This window comes from Aeromonas enteropelogenes (genome assembly GCF_020097295.1).
Taxonomy (GTDB): Bacteria; Pseudomonadota; Gammaproteobacteria; order Enterobacterales; family Aeromonadaceae; genus Aeromonas; species Aeromonas enteropelogenes.
The window spans coordinates 1,638,113-1,654,233 of sequence record NZ_CP083625.1; the positions used below are offsets into that span (position 1 = coordinate 1,638,113).

The 16,121-nt window shown below is 62.9% G+C and carries 16 protein-coding genes; 12 read left to right on the forward strand and 4 right to left on the reverse strand.

Annotation, left to right across the window (positions count from 1 at the left end; all coding sequences use genetic code 11):
* The first annotated feature begins 1 nt into the window (after nucleotide 1).
* Both LA321_RS07700 and LA321_RS07705 read left to right on the forward strand, forming a co-directional pair.
* Nucleotides 2–520 carry a hypothetical protein gene (locus tag LA321_RS07700; RefSeq protein ID WP_042072505.1) on the forward strand — a complete coding sequence of 173 codons (519 nt, stop codon included), beginning with the start codon at nucleotides 2–4 and terminating at the stop codon, nucleotides 518–520.
* Nucleotides 517–1,797, forward strand: coding sequence for a sigma 54-interacting transcriptional regulator (locus LA321_RS07705; RefSeq protein ID WP_042072503.1), 1,281 nt, complete (start codon nucleotides 517–519; stop codon nucleotides 1,795–1,797). Before LA321_RS07700 ends, LA321_RS07705 begins: the two co-directional genes overlap by 4 nt.
* A 79-nt stretch (nucleotides 1,798–1,876) precedes the next feature.
* Here the strand turns inward: LA321_RS07705 and LA321_RS07710 are convergent, their stop codons facing one another.
* Nucleotides 1,877–2,350, reverse strand: a complete 474-nt coding sequence (locus tag LA321_RS07710) for a DUF1097 domain-containing protein (protein WP_042072502.1) — start codon at nucleotides 2,348–2,350, stop codon at nucleotides 1,877–1,879.
* 368 nt (nucleotides 2,351–2,718) lie between these two features.
* Here LA321_RS07710 and msrP point away from each other — a divergent pair, with 368 nt between their 5' ends.
* Together msrP and msrQ are read left to right on the forward strand one after the other, a co-directional pair.
* Nucleotides 2,719–3,723: a protein-methionine-sulfoxide reductase catalytic subunit MsrP gene (msrP, locus tag LA321_RS07715; protein WP_042072501.1), complete on the forward strand. Its 1,005-nt coding sequence runs from the start codon at nucleotides 2,719–2,721 to the stop codon at nucleotides 3,721–3,723.
* A 20-nt stretch (nucleotides 3,724–3,743) separates the two neighbouring features.
* Complete coding sequence (gene msrQ / locus LA321_RS07720) at nucleotides 3,744–4,370, forward strand: protein-methionine-sulfoxide reductase heme-binding subunit MsrQ (RefSeq protein ID WP_042072500.1); 627 nt, start codon at nucleotides 3,744–3,746, stop codon at nucleotides 4,368–4,370.
* On the opposite strand, the gene LA321_RS07725 is transcribed toward msrQ, so the two are convergent.
* Nucleotides 4,367–4,615, reverse strand: coding sequence for a PepSY domain-containing protein (locus LA321_RS07725; RefSeq protein WP_042072499.1), 249 nt, complete (start codon nucleotides 4,613–4,615; stop codon nucleotides 4,367–4,369). The two genes, msrQ and LA321_RS07725, sit on opposite strands and share 4 nt — an antisense overlap.
* Nucleotides 4,616–4,678: 63 nt before the next feature.
* Between LA321_RS07725 and LA321_RS07730 the strand changes: the two genes are divergently transcribed.
* From LA321_RS07730 to LA321_RS07745, 4 genes are read left to right on the forward strand one after another with little or no spacing between them, the layout of a single operon-like run.
* The gene (locus LA321_RS07730; RefSeq protein ID WP_026458645.1) at nucleotides 4,679–5,014 is read left to right on the forward strand and encodes a PepSY domain-containing protein; all 336 of its coding nucleotides are present in this window, start codon (nucleotides 4,679–4,681) and stop codon (nucleotides 5,012–5,014) included.
* A gap of 21 nt (nucleotides 5,015–5,035) precedes the next feature.
* Nucleotides 5,036–5,692 carry a response regulator transcription factor gene (locus LA321_RS07735; RefSeq protein ID WP_042025200.1) on the forward strand — a complete coding sequence of 219 codons (657 nt, stop codon included), beginning with the start codon at nucleotides 5,036–5,038 and terminating at the stop codon, nucleotides 5,690–5,692.
* Nucleotides 5,689–7,038 carry a sensor histidine kinase gene (locus LA321_RS07740; protein WP_042025199.1) on the forward strand — a complete coding sequence of 450 codons (1,350 nt, stop codon included), beginning with the start codon at nucleotides 5,689–5,691 and terminating at the stop codon, nucleotides 7,036–7,038. The genes LA321_RS07735 and LA321_RS07740 overlap by 4 nt, the downstream gene beginning before the upstream one ends.
* A gap of 41 nt (nucleotides 7,039–7,079) precedes the next feature.
* A complete protein-coding gene (locus LA321_RS07745) occupies nucleotides 7,080–7,541 on the forward strand; it encodes a hypothetical protein (protein WP_026457286.1) in 462 nt (153 codons plus the stop codon).
* Between the two features lie 86 nt (nucleotides 7,542–7,627).
* Here the strand turns inward: LA321_RS07745 and torA are convergent, their stop codons facing one another.
* Entirely contained in the window at nucleotides 7,628–10,108 is a 2,481-nt protein-coding gene (gene torA, locus LA321_RS07750) for a trimethylamine-N-oxide reductase TorA (protein ID WP_042072498.1), read from the reverse strand.
* Between the two features lie 23 nt (nucleotides 10,109–10,131).
* The gene (locus LA321_RS07755; protein ID WP_042072497.1) at nucleotides 10,132–11,262 is read right to left on the reverse strand and encodes a NapC/NirT family cytochrome c; all 1,131 of its coding nucleotides are present in this window, start codon (nucleotides 11,260–11,262) and stop codon (nucleotides 10,132–10,134) included.
* A 278-nt stretch (nucleotides 11,263–11,540) separates the two neighbouring features.
* On the opposite strand from LA321_RS07755, the gene LA321_RS07760 reads away from it, so the two are divergent.
* The 4 genes from LA321_RS07760 (at nucleotide 11,541) to LA321_RS07775 (ending at nucleotide 16,096) form a co-directional block, all read left to right on the forward strand.
* Nucleotides 11,541–13,505: an ATP-binding protein gene (locus tag LA321_RS07760; RefSeq protein WP_042072496.1), complete on the forward strand. Its 1,965-nt coding sequence runs from the start codon at nucleotides 11,541–11,543 to the stop codon at nucleotides 13,503–13,505.
* Between the two features lie 59 nt (nucleotides 13,506–13,564).
* Entirely contained in the window at nucleotides 13,565–13,735 is a 171-nt protein-coding gene (locus LA321_RS07765) for a hypothetical protein (protein WP_224212249.1), read from the forward strand.
* Complete coding sequence (locus LA321_RS07770; RefSeq protein WP_224212250.1) at nucleotides 13,705–14,058, forward strand: response regulator; 354 nt, start codon at nucleotides 13,705–13,707, stop codon at nucleotides 14,056–14,058. The genes LA321_RS07765 and LA321_RS07770 overlap by 31 nt, the downstream gene beginning before the upstream one ends.
* Before the next feature lie 67 nt (nucleotides 14,059–14,125).
* On the forward strand, nucleotides 14,126–16,096 hold the full coding sequence (locus tag LA321_RS07775; protein ID WP_042072495.1) for a DNA topoisomerase III: 1,971 nt from the start codon (nucleotides 14,126–14,128) through the stop codon (nucleotides 16,094–16,096).
* The last annotated feature ends 25 nt before the right edge of the window (nucleotides 16,097–16,121 follow it).

Genomic DNA, 16,121 nt, shown 5'->3' on the forward strand with positions numbered 1-16,121 from the left:
TATGAAGATACAACGCGTATTGCCAGCCCTGATCGCAGGGTTGATAGCGGGTTGCTCCTTGCTGCCACAACATGAACAGCGGGAGTCCTCCGATATCGCTTTTGCCAAGCGGATGGAGTTTGCCAACAAGGAGATGCAGGTGCGCCTGCAATACTCTGACTGGTTGCTGGCCAGCCATCCCCAGCAACGGATCCAGGAGCGTCAGCGGCTCAAGGGGGCCGATGATCTGGAGAGCCGGGTCAGTCTGGCCATGGTGGACTCCCACCCGGCCGAGTCGGTGGCCAATCGCCGCGCCGGTCTGGCCAGACTCAAGCAGATGCTGCCCGAACTCGGTCTCGATACCCAGGCGTTTCTGCGCAGCTGGATTGCCCTCGGCGAGGCGGTATTGGAACGGGATAGCCGGCGTGACGACCAGAGCCAGGAGATCCAGCGGCTGCGCCGCCAGATAGAGCAGCTTTCCGCCATCGACGACCAGCTCAACCAGCGCAAGCTCAACGAACATCGCGAGGTCCTGCCATGAGCCGGATCCTGCTGGTGGATGACGATGTCAGCCTGCTCAAGCTGATGAGTATGCGCCTACGCAGTCAGGGTTATGAGGTGGATACCGCCGACAGCGCGGAAGGGGCCCTCGATCGGTTGCGCCAGCAACGGGCTGACCTGGTACTGAGCGATCTGCGGATGGCGGGCATGGACGGTCTGGCTCTGTTCGAACGGATCCAGACTCAGTGGCTGGGGCTGCCGGTCATCATCATGACTGCCCACGGCACCATCCCGGATGCGATCCAGGCGACCCGCTCCGGGGTGTTCAGTTTTCTCACCAAGCCCGTCGACAAGGACGAGCTGTTTGCCACCATAGAGCATGCCCTGAGCCTGACTCGTCCCAAGCAGCAACAGGAGTGGCAATCGCTGATCCTGACCCGTAATCCCCAGCTGGAACAGGTGCTGATCCAGGCTCACAGCATGGCGACCATGGAGGTGCCTGTGCTGATCATGGGGCCGTCCGGTTCAGGCAAGGGGGTGATGGCCCAGGCGCTGCACCAGGCGAGCCATCGCAGCGACAAGCCGCTCTATACCATCAACTGCGCCGCCATTCCCTGGGCTTCGCTGGATCTGCAACTGTTCGGTGAAGACGGCCACTCCGGCCTGTTCGAGCAGGCCAGGGGGGCGACCCTGTTTCTCGACGAGATCGGCGAGTTGTCGGAGTCGCTGCAGGCCAAGTTGCTGCAGGTGATGGAAGAGTACGGTCAGGGAACCCCCGAGGTGCGGGTGCTCAGCTCCAGCCATCAGGATCTGGTGAAGGCGATGGAGGAGGGGCGGTTTCGCGAGGATCTCTTTTATCGTCTCAACGTGGCCAACATCACGCTGCCGTCGCTCAGCGCCCGCAGTGAGGACATTCCCCTGCTGGCTCGCCAGGCGCTCGATGAGTATCGCAGCCGCCACGAAGAGTGCGCCGTCATGGGCTTTTCGCCGGAGGCGCTGGCCATGCTGGCCGCTGCCGCCTGGCCCGGCAACGTGCGCCAGCTCTGCAACGTGGTGGAACAACTCGCCAGCCTCTGCTGCAGCCCTGTGATCGGCGCCGCCATGGTGGAGTCGGCCCTGAGTAGCGGTGGGGGCGGCATTCCCTCGTTCAACGAGGCGCGTGCCGAGTTCGAGAAGGAGTATCTGATCCGCTTGCTGCGCACCACCGAGGGTAACGTGACCCTGGCGGCCAACATGGCGGGCCGCAATCGAACCGACTTCTACAAGCTATTGAACCGCCACGGTATCGAGGCGGCCAACTTCAAGTCGAAGGGATAACGGGGAAGAGACGTGAAAGCGGGCCTGGCAGCAGGCCCGTTTTTTTATTCGGAAAGCCGGCCCGGATCGGGGGAAGGGCTCAGGCCGGATCGGCCACGCCGGCGTCGGTCTGGGTCTTGCGGGAGAGCCAGAGACCGCTTGCCTTCATCAGATAACCGAACAAGGCTCCGATCACCAGGGAGGGCAGCACCAGCCGCCACTCACCTGCCGCGCCGAAGGTGGCACAGCAGCCGGCAAAAGTGCCGGGAATATAGCCGAGCCACTGTTGCCTGGCCTGCACGCACATCAGGGTGGCCACCACGCCGGTCATCACATATCCCGCCACGCCGGCGCCCCACCAGGCTTCGCCATTGAGCAGCAAGAGCGCCCACAGCATGCCGCTGGCATTGCACAGCAGGGTCTGCAGCAGCGCCTTGTAGCCGCCACTGGAGGCAAAGTAGCTGGTGCAGCCGAGGAAACCGACCCAGGAAAGCAGGCCGAACGCGACGGCAATCCAGCCCCAGAGGGCGGAGAGAATACCTGTGGTGATGGCGATGGCGATCAGTGGGCTCATGGCGCGATCCTGCTGTGGATTTCGAAGAAAAAGCAGCCTACGCCTGACTGGCGGGGCGGCAAGCGGGGGGCGAATTGTGTGTGATCTGCATCACTCTTTGCAACTCGGGAATACGCTTGCGCTCGCGAAAAAAATTCACTGGCGACCGGTCTGGCCCTGTTCCATAGTTAGGGGCCCTGTCCTGCTCATGGAGTGAGTCTGATGGTGCCAAATGTGCTCGTGCCCCTGCTGGTGTGCGTACTTCTGTTTCTGGTCGGAACCATGGCCAAGGCGCTGCCCCTGCACCCCCTCATGTAAATTTGTGTGAAATAAAAATCTGCCGGGGTGGGTCTTATCTGTATCGCCTCTATTCGCCCCGGGAGTTTTTCATGCTGATCAAACGCTCTTCTTCACATCACCCCACCGAACGGGATGTTACCCCGGAAGCCGTCTATCAGGATCGCCGCCTGATCCTCAAGGGATTGGGTCTGGGGGCCGCGACCCTGGCATTCCCGACCCGGGCGGGTGTGCTCGATCTGTTTGGTGCCGACAAGGCATCCCCTGCGCCAGCAACTAGGGCGCTCAACAGCCCGCAGGCCGCGAGACCGGCTGGCATGGTGCTGACGCCGGAAGAGAAAGCCATCAGTTACAATAACTTCTACGAGCTGGGAACCGACAAAGGGGATCCGGCCCGCAATGGTCACAGCCTCAAACCCGAGCCCTGGACTCTGAAAGTGGAGGGGGAGGTGGCCAAGCCCTTCACCCTGGATGTGTGGGATCTCATCAACAATACCGAGCTGGAGGAGCGCATCTACCGGCTGCGCTGCGTCGAGGCCTGGTCCATGGTGCTGCCCTGGAACGGCATCTCGCTGGCGGATCTCATCCGCCGGGCCGAACCCACCAGCCGCGCCAAATTTGTGGCGTTCGAGACCCTGTTTGACCCGAAACAGTTGCCGGGCCAGGCCTCCCGCAGCCTGGGGGGCGGCATCGATTATCCCTATGTGGAGGGGCTGCGCATCGACGAGGCGATGCACCCGCTCTCCTTCCTGGCGATGGGGCTCTATGGCAAGACGCTCCCAGCCCAGAACGGGGCGCCGATCCGGCTGGTGGTGCCCTGGAAGTACGGCTTCAAGAGCATCAAGAGCATCGTTTCCATCCGGTTGGTGGAGCAGATGCCTCCCACCACCTGGAACCTGTTGGCACCCAACGAATATGGCTTCTACGCCAACGTCAATCCAGAGGTGGATCATCCGCGCTGGAGCCAGGCCAGCGAGCGCTTCATCGGTGAAGGGGGGCTGTTCGGTGCCAAGCGCCAGCCGACCCTGATGTTCAACGGCTATGCCGACGAGGTGGCCTCGCTCTATCAGGGTATGGATCTGCGCAAGTGGTATTGAGACAAGCTGGAGCTGACACCATGACATTGCGACTGACGGCGCGTCACATCACCTTGCTGCGGGCGCTGGTGCATCTGGGAGCGCTCGGCTTTTTGCTCTGGCTAGGGTTTGCCATTCCGGCCGGACGGCTGGGTGGCGATCCCGTCCCCGAGCTGATTCATTATCTCGGCAAGGGGGCGCTCAACCTGCTGCTGCTCACCCTGCTGGTGTCGCCGCTCGCCAAGCGCTGGCGTCAGGGGCAGCTTATCAAACTGCGCCGCCCCCTCGGCCTCTGGTCCATGGCCTGGGCCTTGCTTCATTTCATGGCCTGGCTGGGGCTGGATCTACAGTTCGACTGGGGCCTCATCGCAGGGGAACTGGTCAAGCGCAGCTACATAGTAGTGGGCATGGTGGCCTTGCTGCTGCTGATTGCGCTTGGCATCACCTCGCTGCCGGCCCTGCAGCGCGCCATGGGGCCGGCCTGGCAGAAGCTGCACAACTGGGTCTATGCCATTGCCCTGCTGGTGCCGGTGCATTACTGGTGGTCGGTGAAGAGCGGCTGGCTGGAGCCCTTCATCTATCTGGCGCTGGCCTGTGCCTTGCTGCTGCCACGGCGGGACAGGTTGCTGCGCCCCTGGCGCGGACGCTGGAAAGCAAAAGAGGCCTAGTCGGCCTCTTTTTGTTTGATCTCGCCGGTGTAGGCATCGACGATGAGATGGACTTTTTCGTCCCGGCGATTGAGGGTGCGGACCTCGAACTTGTCGCCTTCCAGCTCCACTTCCCGAATGTCGTGATACCCTTGAGCCAGCAAGAGTTTGACCAGTCCGGCCATGTCGAGACGGTTGTCGAGCGCCCAGCCTGTGGCACTGAAAAGGCAGAGGATTAGCAGGAAACTGCGCGGGATCATATTCATTCCGGATTCATGGCTGGCAGACTATAAACCCCATTATGTTAGGTTTTTGGAGATGAATCATCCATGAATAGAGCGCTCCCTCTGCTCGGGCTCTTGTTGCCGGTACTGGCGCAGGCGATCACGCCTGATGAGGCCCAGTTGCAACAAGCTGTCCGCGAGGGACGGGTTCGGCCCTTCCAGGAGATGATGGAGGTGGCAGCCAGATTGCCGGTACGGGTGCTGCGGGTGGATCTGGGGGAAGAGGATGGTGTCTGGCTCTATGAACTGCGAGTGATCGACCGGGAGAACAGCGTGCTCAAGGTGGCCTATCGGGCCGACAACCTGGAGATGGTGTGGGCCAAGGGCCACCACCTGGAGCGGCTGTTCGTGCCCAGAGCGGATCCGGTTGACGAAGAGTAATCCCTGTTTGGAAAGCTGCTGATGCGAATTCTGATAGTTGAAGACGAAAAGACCCTGGCGGGCCAGTTGGCGGAACAGCTGAGGCTGTCCGGTTTTGTCACCGATCTCTGCCACGATGGCAACGAGGCGGGCTTTCTCGGCGAGACCGAACCCTATGACGCCATCATTCTCGACTTGGGTCTGCCGGGACGCGATGGCCTGAGTGTGCTGAAAGAGTGGCGCAGCAAGGGGATCGACACCCCCGTGCTGGTGCTCACCGCCCGCGGTCAGTTGCACGAGAAGATCGAAGGGCTCAATGCCGGCGCGGATGACTACCTCACCAAGCCGTTCCAGGTGGCCGAGCTGGTGGCCCGGGTTCATGCCCTGGTGCGCCGAGCGGCGGGCAATGCCAGCTCGATCCTGGAGATCGGCGGGGTTCGCCTCGACATGGCGGCCTCCCAGGTGTGGTATGAGGGTACCCCCATCAAGCTCACCGCCCACGAGTTCCGGGTGCTGGGCTACCTGATGCAACACAGGGGCAAGGTGGTGTCGCGCAGCGAGCTTATCGATCACATCTATGCCCAGGATTTTGACCGCGATTCCAACACCGTTGAGGTGTTCATCGGCCGGATCCGCAAGAAGACTCATCCCGACTTGATTGAAACGGTGCGTGGCCTCGGATACCGGATCAACGAATGAGGCTGGTCAGAACTCTGCGGGGACGGCTGGTCGCCATCGCCCTGGTGTGGTGCGGCCTGTTCCTGTTTGCCACCGGCTTCAGCCTGCAGACCATGATGCGCAACTACTGGCAGGAGGCGGAAGCCGACGGCCTGCGTCTGCAGCTCTATGACCTGCTCTCCCGACTGGAGGTGGCGAAAAATGGCCTGCCGGTGGTGAGCGAACCCCTGTCGGATCCCCGCTTTCGCCAGCCCTATTCCGGCCACTACTGGCAGCTGGAGCTGGAACATCACGTCATCGGCCGTTCCCGCTCCCTGTGGGACACCAATCTCAATACCCAGGGGCTGAAATCCGCCTTCGGCGATCCGGATCTGTTTCTCGGGCGGGGCCCCAACAAGGAACCCCTCCTGATCATGACCCGCACCGTGCTGCTGCCGGGGTCGGACAAGGTGTTCACCCTGGTGATGGCGAAAGACAGCAGCGCCCTGACCCAGACCCTGAAGAAGACCCGGATCAGCCTCTTCTTAGGCCTCGGTTTTGCCGCCGCCGGTCTGGTGCTCGGCTTCATGTTCCAGATCGTCTACGGCTTGCGCCCGCTGCATTTGCTGCGCCGCGAATTGAGCCGGGTGCATCAGGGGCATCAGGAGGGGTTCCGGCTGCGCTATCCGCTGGAGATCCAGCCGCTGGTGGAGGACATCAACCGGCTGCTGCACCACTACAGCGAGCTACTGCAGCGGGCCCGCTCCCATACCGGCAACCTGGCTCACGCCCTCAAGACGCCGCTGAGCATCATGCGCAATCAGGTAGCCCAGCTGCCGCCTGAAGATCAGGCCGCCATCGGCGAACAGCTCGACCAGATCCAGCGTCACATCGACTATCACCTCGGCAAGGCACGGGTGACCGGTGCGGCCAAGATCCTCGGCGTCTCGACCCCGGTGCGGGCCAGGGTGGAGTACATCTGCCGCGCCTTCTCCCGCCTCTATCCGGGCAAGACGGTGGATTTGCAGGTGCCCGCCAATCTGGCGGTCGGGGTGGAGGAGCAGGATTTCGACGAGATGGTGGGCAACCTGCTGGAAAATGCCTTCAAGTGGTCCGCCAGCCAGCTGCGCATTTCCAGCGCCGAGCTGGGAGGCTGGATCACCCTGCGTATCGAGGATGATGGCCCCGGCATGAGCGAGGATCAGATCGCCAAGGCGGTGCTGCGCGGAGTGCGCCTTGACGAGAAGGTGCCGGGCTCGGGGCTTGGCCTCAATATCGTCTCCGATCTGGCGGAAGCCTATCGGGGCAGCTTCATCATGGGCCGCGCCGAGCTGGGCGGTCTGGCGGCCTCGCTCTCCCTGCCCAAGGTGGCAAGAGTAGAGAGCTAGGCATAAGATATGGCACTTGTTTCAGCCTGAGGAAGAGAACCATGACTGACGATCCGTGGGCACTATGTCATCTTGACGATTCATTCGATGCCTCTGTGCTGGGCACCAAGGGTGCCCAGATCCAGTGGTTTGAAGACAGGGACGGCCTGATCCAGTTCCTGCTGGAGGATTTTGTCGATCTGCTGGCCGATGTCGGCGAGCTGGACGAGGAGCAGACCGAACAGGCGCGCGAACGCTTCACCCTGCTGGTGGAACAGAGCTTCGATGATCGCACCCTGATGGACGCGATCAACGATCTCGCCTCCGGCCTGCGCCGCATCGCCTGGTTGGGGCCGCTCTCCGAGCTGGCGGAGATCAGCGACGAATTTGCCTCCGGCCTGCGCCGCTACTTCTGGAGCCAGTACGATGGCGACGAGGATGACCCGGATGCCTGGGTGCCGGAAGAGCTCTGGCCCCAGCTGGTGGAGTGCGCTCAGGAATATATGGAGGAAGGGGACTTCTGATCCTGTCCCGGCTTCTGTTGCAGCAGAGATAAAAACGGCGCCTTGATGGCGCCGTTTTTATTGCACTTTGTCAGGTTCTGGCGTTGTCAGGCACCGGCCGGCACCGCGTGGGCGGTGTTGGGCAGCGCAGGGCCTGTGTACTTCTCGATCTGCAGCTGGGCCATGTGACCGCAGTTGCCCTGGGCCAGGCTGGAGGAGCCCTCATCGAAGGTGAGGCAGTTGACGTTGCCGTTCTTGCAGATGCTGCCCACGTCACCCGGCTTGGCCGGATCGAACCAGGCCCCTTCGCAGATCCGCACCACCCCCTGGCGAATATCCTCGGAGATGAGCGCCCCCACCAGGATCTGGCCGCGATCGTTGAAGGCGCGTACCAGATCCCCCTGGGCGATGCCGCGAGCCTTGGCATCCGCCGGGTTGATCATGATGGCTTCGCGATCGGCGATGGCGAACTTGTCCCGCAGCGGAGTGTTGTCCAGCTGGGAGTGCAGCCGCTGGGTCGGGTGCGAGGTGTTGAGCGACAGGGGATAAGCGGTTGCCACCTCGCTCTTGATCCACTCTTTCGGTTCATACCATTTGGGATGACCGGCACAGTCGGCGTAATCCATGCCCGCCACCGTATTGGAGAAGATCTCGATCTTGCCTGACGGGGTACCGAGCGGGTTGAGCAGCGGGTTCTCGCGAAAATCGGCGTGGCGTACCCACTCGCGGCTCGCCTCGGGCACCGGGAAGCGCACATAGTTGTTGGATTCCCAGAACATGTTGAACGGCGGCAGCGCCACTCGGGCACCGCGCGCCTGGGCCGCCATGCCGTCGTACATCTGCTTGAGCCACAGCATCTCGTCCTTGCCTTCGGTGTACTGATCCTGCACGCCCAGCTTGGCCGCGATGGCGCTGAAGATGTCGAAGTCGTTGCGGGCTTCAAACTGGGGCGGCACGCACTGGTGCATCGGGAAGACGTAGCGCTGGGAGTAGTCCCCGCCCATCTCCAGATCGTTGCGCTCATAGCTGGTGGTCACCGGCAGGACGATGTCGGCCTGCTTGGCGGTGGCGGTCCAGTAGGGCTCGTGGACGATCACGGTCTGCGGCTTGCGCCAGGCCTGGATCAGGTTGTTGGTGTCCTGATGGTGGTGGAAGGGGTTGCCGCCCGCCACATAGACCAGCTTGATGTCCGGATAGGTAACCTTGCGACCGTTGAAGTCGATGGTCTTGCCCGGATTGGCAAGGCAGTCGGCGATGCGAGCCACCGGGATCGGCGCGGGGCTGTTCTTCGGTGCGTTGCCAGCGGAGATCCCCGCCAGGATGCCGCCCTTGGCGGTGGGGCTGCCACCTGAGGAGTAGTGGTAGCTGAAGCCGAAGCCACCGCCCGGCAGGCCGATCTGGCCCAGCATGGCGGCCAGGGTGACCAGCATCCAGTTGGGCTGCTCGCCGTGCTGCTGACGCTGCATGCCCCAGCCTGCCATGATCATGGTGCGTTTGCCGGCCATGTCGAGGGCCAGCTGGCGAATGACCTTGGCGTCGACGCCACATACAGTGCTTGCCCATTCGGCGCTCTTCGGCTGGCCGTCGTCCTTGCCGAGCAGGTAGGCGAGGAACTTGTCGAACCCGACGGTGTAGCGGTCGAGGAAGGCCTGATCGTGTTTCTTCTCGCTATACAGGGTGTGGGCGACCCCCAGCATCATGGCGACGTCTGTGTAGGCGTTCGGGGCGATCCACTCGGCATTCAGCTGCTTGGCGGTCTCGTTGTAGATGGGGTCGATGCTGATGACGCGGGTGCCCTTCTCCTTGAGCGCCTTGAAGCCGGCCTGACCCTCGTGATCCGGCATGTTCCAGCTGTTCTTCAGGGTGACCTGGGCGTTGACCCCCCACAGCACCACCAGCTCGGCGTTTTCCACCACGTTGGGCCAGGCAGTCTGCTGCTCGTACACCTCGATGGAGCCCATCACGTGGGACATGATCACCTGAGCGGCACCGGTGGAGTAGTCACCGGCATAACCGGTAAAGCCGCCGGCCAGGTTCATCAGACGGTGCAGCAGGGTACGGCTGTTGTGGAACATGCCGACGCTCTTCCAGCCGTAGGAACCGGCGTGGATGGCCTGCGGGCCAAAGTCGCTCTGCACCCGTTTGATCTCGCCTGCGACCAGCTCGATGGCCTTCTCCCAGCTCACCCGCACCCATTCGTCGGCACCGCGCAGCTCGGTCTTGGCCCCCGGGCCGTGTTCCAGCCAGCTCTTGCGTACCATGGGGTACTTGATGCGGTTCTTGGCGTGAACCTGGAACGGCGCCATGTCGATGAGATCGTTCGGGGCCGGATCATCAGCCACCGGCTGGACGCGCACCATGCGCCCCTCTTCGACGATGGCTTCGAAGGCACCCCAGTGGGCGCCGGTGAGGATGCCCTTCTGGGCCGGCACCAGGGTCGGGAACTGGCTCAGCGCCGTGCTGATGGCCTGTGCCAGGGCGCTTTTCGGGAACAGGCCGCCGAGCAGGGGCAGAGCGGCGCAGGCACTAAGCCCCTTGAGCAGGTTGCGGCGGGACAGATTGGTTTTCTTGTCGTTGTAAAAAGTCATAACGGTTTTCCTCTGTGCCAGCCTTAGTGGGCCGCGCTCATGTCACTGGCGTGTTTCTGGACATACTGGGTCAGCATGCGCGACTGTTCGGGGGTCAGGGAGGTGCGAGATTCCATCCCCTTGATGACGCCGATCCACTGGTTGGCATTGAAGTGATCCAGTGCGGTGAGGCCGTGGCAGCCGGTACAGTTGTTGGACATCAGGGTGGAGGCGTATTGCCACAGCTTGCCCTGATCGCCGATGAGCTGGCTCTGATCAACCCAGGCGGTCAGGCTGACCTGATGCCAGGTGAGGTTGGTGGCGCTGTCGGTTTCACTCTTGCCGGTGACCAGCTCCTTCTTGGCGGCGTCGCCGACCAGGGCGCTCAGGATCCGTTTGCCGGGAGCGGCGTAGAACACTTCGCTCACGCCATCCTGCTGCCAGCCGTCGATGCGCACCTGGGCGCGGCCGTTCTCGTTGGCCAGCACTTCCACCTGGGTGGAGGGCATCAGGGTGCCTTCGTCAGTCTTGGCGTTGGCATCGAGGAACAGCGGGGTGGTGGCGATGGCGTAGCGGGTAGTGACGCTGGCCGGGGTCTGGGCGGCAGCCTGGGCCAGTTCGCTGGCGCCGGCGGCGGCCAGGCCGCTCATGTCGGGCATGATGTGGGCGACGCCGCGGTGGCAGTCGATGCAGGTCTGGCCATCCTTGATGGCGACCGGGTGCTCGGCGCGGGCGTTGGGGCGCTGGGCCAGGATGTCCATCGCCTCATAACTGTGGCAGTTGCGGCAGGTGGCCGAGTCGTTGGCCTTAAGCTCGTCCCATACCGACTGCGCCATGCGCAGCTTGTGGGCCTCGTATTTTTCCGGGGTGTCCAGGGTGCCGATCGCCTCGTGGTAGATATCCTTCACGGCGCGGATCTTGGTCCACAGATAGGAGGTGGGATCCCCCGGAATGTGGCAGTCGGCGCACTCGGCGCGGATCCCCTTGGTGTTCTGGAAGTGAACGCTGCCCTGGTACTCGGCAAGCGGGGTCTGCATCGAGTGGCAGGAGACGCAGAATTCAGTGGAACTGGTCTTGTGCAGCACAGTCACTGTCACCCCCAGTGCCGCGACGCCCAGCAGGGCTCCGAGCAGCAGGAGCCAGAACCAGGTTTTTCGGGTCAGTTTTCCAATCATGACGACATTGTCCTACAGTTATTTTGTACCAATATAGTAGTACCTCCATGGTAGTGGTATCGGTGGTTGTAAGACGTTGACCTTTGTCATGCTTTATATTTTTTGAATGGCGTCACACTTCGTGATTAATTTATTTTTTGGAGTTATTGCTGAATTAAATTCACCGCCTGGATCGCTGCCTGTTTTCTGACTCTTTCCTTTGCAGCTGTTAGCCTCCTCGCAAAACCCTCCCGGATTCATTGATATAGTCATGAGTGAGCCCCCATGGAGCGTCGCTGATGAGCCCCTTCTCCCTGTTGTGTGTTGCCGCCGATGTGCAGATGCTGGCCGAGTTCGAGCAGGAGCTGGCCCCGTTGCTGAGTCACTTCAATCTGGTGGTGGTGGCCGGACAGCAGTCCGCCGAACAGGCGCTGGACGAGCTGGAAGGCAAGGGGCAACTGCCCGCCGTGGTGGTGTGCGACAGCGATCTGGGGGATGGCCGAGGGGCCGACTTCCTCATCCACCTTGGCGATCGCCACGATGCGTGCCGCAAGATCCTGCTGGGCAGCCAGCCGGAGATGAAATCCATCATAGAGGCGGTAAACCTGGGCCGGCTCGACTACTACCTGCAGCTCCCCTGGCGCGATGGCAGCCTGCGCCGGGCGGTGATCGAACAGGCCAGTCACTTCGTGCTGCAGCACCCCGAGGTGGATCTGCTGAGCTATGCCGCCGTGCTCGACAACCAGAAGCTGCTGCGAGCTCACGTCGATCGCAAGATGGCCGAGTACCGCCAGGGCTTCATGGATTACACCCACTGCAGCGATGAAGAGCTCTCCCGGGTGGTGATCGAGGGGCTCTACCAGTTCTTCGAAGGAGATGACGAGGCCAAGGTCTGTCTCCACTACAGTCCGGGCCATGTGCTGACCCGGGAAGGGGAGCCGAACCGCTTTCTCTGGTTCATCGCCAAGGGGGAGGTGGTACTGCGCAAGCGCGATGAGCAGGGGATCGAGCAGGAGGTGGTGCACTATCGTACCGGCTCCCTGGTGGGGGGCATGTCCTTCGTCACCGGCGAACCCGCCTTCACCACGGCGGTGACCCTGACCGGAGCCGAGGTGATCAAGCTCGACAAGCTGCAATTCTCCCGCGTCATGCAGGCCCGCAGCGAACTGCTTCCCTCCTTTACCAGCCTGTTGCTGCGCCACTTCAACCGCCGTCTGCAGAACAGCATCCGCACCGAGATCCGCTTGCAGCAGACCCTCAACTCCCTCGATGCGGCCTATGCCCAACTAGTGGAGAGCGAGAAAATGGCGGTGCTGGGGCAGCTGGTGGCCGGCGTGGCCCATGAGCTCAACAATCCGGTGGCGGCCATCATCCGCGGCAGCGAAACCCTGCGGGCCGCCATCCCCGATCTGGTCAACCTCGAGCTGCCCGCCGCCATCAAGGGGCTGGGCAACCAGACCCTCTGCCAGGCCCTGACGGCCCAACCGGTCTCGACCAGCGAGATCCGCGACAAGACCCGCCAGGCGGAGGGGCGTTTCGGTGATCGCCAGCAGGCGCGGCTGGCGGTGCAGATGCATCTGGATGACGAGCTGAGCTGGCAGCGCTGGTTTGCCGGCCGCACTGGCGCACAGCGGGAGGCCCTGCTGGCGCAGCTGGAGTTGTTCCAGCAGACCGGCAGCTTCCTGCGCAACATAGAGGTGTGTGCCCGCCGCATCGGCGATCTGGTCAAGAGTCTCAAACAGTATGCCCGTCAGGACGGGGATGAGCCCTCGCTGGTGGACTTGCACGAGGGGCTGGAAGACACCTTGATGATCTTCGAAAACCGCCTCAAACAGCACGAGCTGTGCAAGGAGTACCAGCCGCTGCCGCCGGTGCGCTGCCATCCCATCGCCCTGCAGCAGGTGTGGACCAACCTCATCGGCAACAGCCTGGATGCCATGAGCGGCCCGGGCCGGCTTACCATCCGCACCGCCCTGCTGGATCCCGAGTGGGTCATGGTGGAGGTGGAGGACACGGGCTGCGGCATTCCTCCCGAACTGCGGGAGCGGATCTTCGATCTCAACTTCACCACCAAGCGAGAGGGCCACTTTGGCCTCGGCATCGGCCTGAGCGTGGCGTTGCAGATAGTGCAGCAGCACCACGGCCGGATCGAGGTGGCCTCCGAACCTGGCCGCTACACCCGGATGCGGGTCTGTCTGCCGCTGGATGGCAGGGGGCACGCCAGCCATGGAGGAGAAAATCATCACAAGGAACACGCGGCCTGACGCGGCCGCCGACATCAACCGGCGGGGCCGTCGCGAGATGCCGCCAAGGAGGAAAAACAATGAAAAACTACCTGATCCTGTGTGTGGATGACGAGCGGGAAGTGCTGGAGGCGGTGATCCACGATCTCGCCCCCTTCCGTACCCACTTCGAGCTGGAAGCCGCCGAGAGTGTCGATGAAGCGCGCGCTGTGGTGGATGAGTGGGAGAGCGAGGGGGCAAACTGGCCCTGATCCTCTGCGACCACATCATGCCCGGGACCCTGGGTATCGACTTTCTCATCGAGCTGAACCAGCGCGCCAGTACCCGGGCCAGCCGCAAGCTTCTGCTGACCGGTCAGGCGGGGCTGGAGGCGACCGTCGAGGCGGTCAATCGCGGCGGCCTGCACTACTATCTGGCCAAGCCGTGGAAGCTGGAGACGCTGCAAGAGGCGGTGCGGGAGCAACTCACCGATTATCTGCTGGCGGAAGATGGTGACAACGCCTTCCATTACGCCTCCCTGCTCAACCAGGCCAGGCTGTTTGCCGCTATTCACGACCATCCGTTCTACGAATAGCGGCGGTTGGGCTTTGCCGCACTGGGCTGTATACTGTCTGCATATACAGTATTGCAGGTAGCCACAGATGCGACTCTTTATCGCCGAGAAGCCCTCCCTCGGCCGCGCCATAGCCGATGCACTGCCCAAGCCCCACAAGAAGGGGGAGGGTTTCATCGAAACTGCCCAGGGGGATGTGGTCACCTGGTGCATCGGCCATCTGCTGGAGCAGGCCGAGCCCGACGCCTATGACGCCGCCTTCAAGCAGTGGCGGATGGAACATCTCCCCATAGTGCCGGACCAGTGGCAACTGGTGGCCAAGCCCAAGACCAGGACCCAGCTCACCGTCATCAAGCGCCTCATCAAACAGGCCGACTGCGTGGTCAACGCCGGTGACCCGGACCGGGAGGGGCAGCTGCTGGTGGATGAGGTGATCGATTTTCTCGGCTACCCCAAAACCAAGCCGGTGCAGCGCTGCCTCATCAGCGATCTCAACCCGCCGGCGGTGCGCCGTGCCCTCGACAAGCTCAGGGACAACAAGGAGTTCGTGCCGCTGGCAGTATCGGCGCTGGCCCGTAGCCGGGCAGACTGGCTCTATGGCATCAACATGACCCGCGCCTACACCCTGCTGGGGCGCAAGGCGGGCTGCAGCGAGCTGCTCTCGGTGGGGCGGGTACAGACCCCGCTGCTGGGGCTGGTGGTGCGCCGGGATCTCGAGATAGAGGCCTTCGTGCCCAAGCCCTTCTACGAAGTGCTGGCCCATCTGGTGACCGATGGCAACGAACGCTTCACCGCCAAGTGGTTGCCCTCCGAGGCCTGCCTGCCGTGGCAGGATGAGGAGGGGCGGGTGCTCAACCGGGCGCTGGCCGACAAGGTGGTGAGCCGGATCAACGGCCAGCCGGCGCAGGTGGAGTCGGTGGAAGAGCAGGCTCGCAAGCAGGCGGCGCCGCTGCCCTACAACCTCTCCAGCCTGCAGATCGATGCGGCCAAGCGCTTCGGCATGGATGCCAAGCGGGTGCTGGACGTGTGCCAGAGCCTCTATGAGCGCCACAAGCTCATCACCTATCCCAGATCCGACAGCCGCCATCTGCCAAGCGATCACTTCAGCCGGGCCCCCCAGGTACGTGAGGCCATCGCCGCCACGGCCCCCGCTTTGGCCAAGGCGGTGAGCGAGGCGGACGGCAAGATCCGCAGCAAGGCGTGGAACGACAGCAAGGTGGATGCCCACCACGCCATCATCCCCACCGAAAAGCGCGGCAACGAGGGGAGCCTGGGGGCCGACGAGGCCAAACTCTATGGCCTCATCGCCCGCCAGTACCTGCTGCAGTTCTATCCGCCATTCGAGTACAACGACAGCAAGGTGCTGCTGCGTATTGCCGGCGGTCTGTTCCAGGCCAAGGCGCGTCGCATCCTCAAGGCCGGCTGGAAGGCATTGCTCGGGGTGGAGGAAGATGACGATGAAGAGAAAGCCGGCACTCTGCCCGCTCTGAAGGAGGGAGAGCAACTGCTATGCGAGCGGGGCGAGCTGCTGGAGAAGATGACCCAGCCGCCCAAGTCATTTACCGACGCCACCCTGCTGGCCGCCATGACGGGGATTGCCCGTTATGTGCAGGATCCCGAGATCCGCAAGACCCTGCGGGAGACCGATGGCCTTGGCACCGAGGCGACCCGGGCCGGCATCATAGATCTGCTGTTCAAGCGTCGCTTCCTGGTGCGTCAGGGCAAGGTCATCAAGGCGACCCCCACGGGACGGGCGCTGATCCAGGCCTTGCCGACCAGCGCCACTACCCCGGACATGACGGCGTTATGGGAGCAGAGTCTCGGTCGGATTGCCGAGCGCCACGGAAGCTACCAGCAGTTCATGGGGCCGCTGACCGAACAGTTGCACGGGCTGGTGGAGGGAGCCAGGCAGGATTCGGGTGCCGGTTTCAGCGCCCTGCCCAGGGAGGCGCCCGGCGCAGCCAAGCGGCGTTTCACCCGGCGCAAGGGGGCGGCCAGCACGACCGGCGGATCCCGACCACGCAAAACGACCAGCAAGCGCCAAACCAGGGCGGCATGACGAAAAAAGGCGCCCGTCCTGGGCG

Coding starts and splice junctions, on each gene's coding strand:
- LA321_RS07755 (WP_042072497.1), bottom strand. CDS start 11,262: ATGATTGGAAAACTGACCCGAAAAACCTGGTTCTGGCTCCTGCTGCTC.
- LA321_RS07760 (WP_042072496.1), top strand. CDS start 11,541: ATGAGCCCCTTCTCCCTGTTGTGTGTTGCCGCCGATGTGCAGATGCTG.
- LA321_RS07735 (WP_042025200.1), top strand. CDS start 5,036: ATGCGAATTCTGATAGTTGAAGACGAAAAGACCCTGGCGGGCCAGTTG.
- LA321_RS07775 (WP_042072495.1), top strand. CDS start 14,126: ATGCGACTCTTTATCGCCGAGAAGCCCTCCCTCGGCCGCGCCATAGCC.
- msrQ (WP_042072500.1), top strand. CDS start 3,744: ATGACATTGCGACTGACGGCGCGTCACATCACCTTGCTGCGGGCGCTG.
- LA321_RS07700 (WP_042072505.1), top strand. CDS start 2: ATGAAGATACAACGCGTATTGCCAGCCCTGATCGCAGGGTTGATAGCG.
- LA321_RS07765 (WP_224212249.1), top strand. CDS start 13,565: ATGAAAAACTACCTGATCCTGTGTGTGGATGACGAGCGGGAAGTGCTG.
- torA (WP_042072498.1), bottom strand. CDS start 10,108: ATGACTTTTTACAACGACAAGAAAACCAATCTGTCCCGCCGCAACCTG.
- LA321_RS07705 (WP_042072503.1), top strand. CDS start 517: ATGAGCCGGATCCTGCTGGTGGATGACGATGTCAGCCTGCTCAAGCTG.
- LA321_RS07710 (WP_042072502.1), bottom strand. CDS start 2,350: ATGAGCCCACTGATCGCCATCGCCATCACCACAGGTATTCTCTCCGCC.
- LA321_RS07730 (WP_026458645.1), top strand. CDS start 4,679: ATGAATAGAGCGCTCCCTCTGCTCGGGCTCTTGTTGCCGGTACTGGCG.
- LA321_RS07725 (WP_042072499.1), bottom strand. CDS start 4,615: ATGAATATGATCCCGCGCAGTTTCCTGCTAATCCTCTGCCTTTTCAGT.
- msrP (WP_042072501.1), top strand. CDS start 2,719: ATGCTGATCAAACGCTCTTCTTCACATCACCCCACCGAACGGGATGTT.
- LA321_RS07740 (WP_042025199.1), top strand. CDS start 5,689: ATGAGGCTGGTCAGAACTCTGCGGGGACGGCTGGTCGCCATCGCCCTG.
- LA321_RS07745 (WP_026457286.1), top strand. CDS start 7,080: ATGACTGACGATCCGTGGGCACTATGTCATCTTGACGATTCATTCGAT.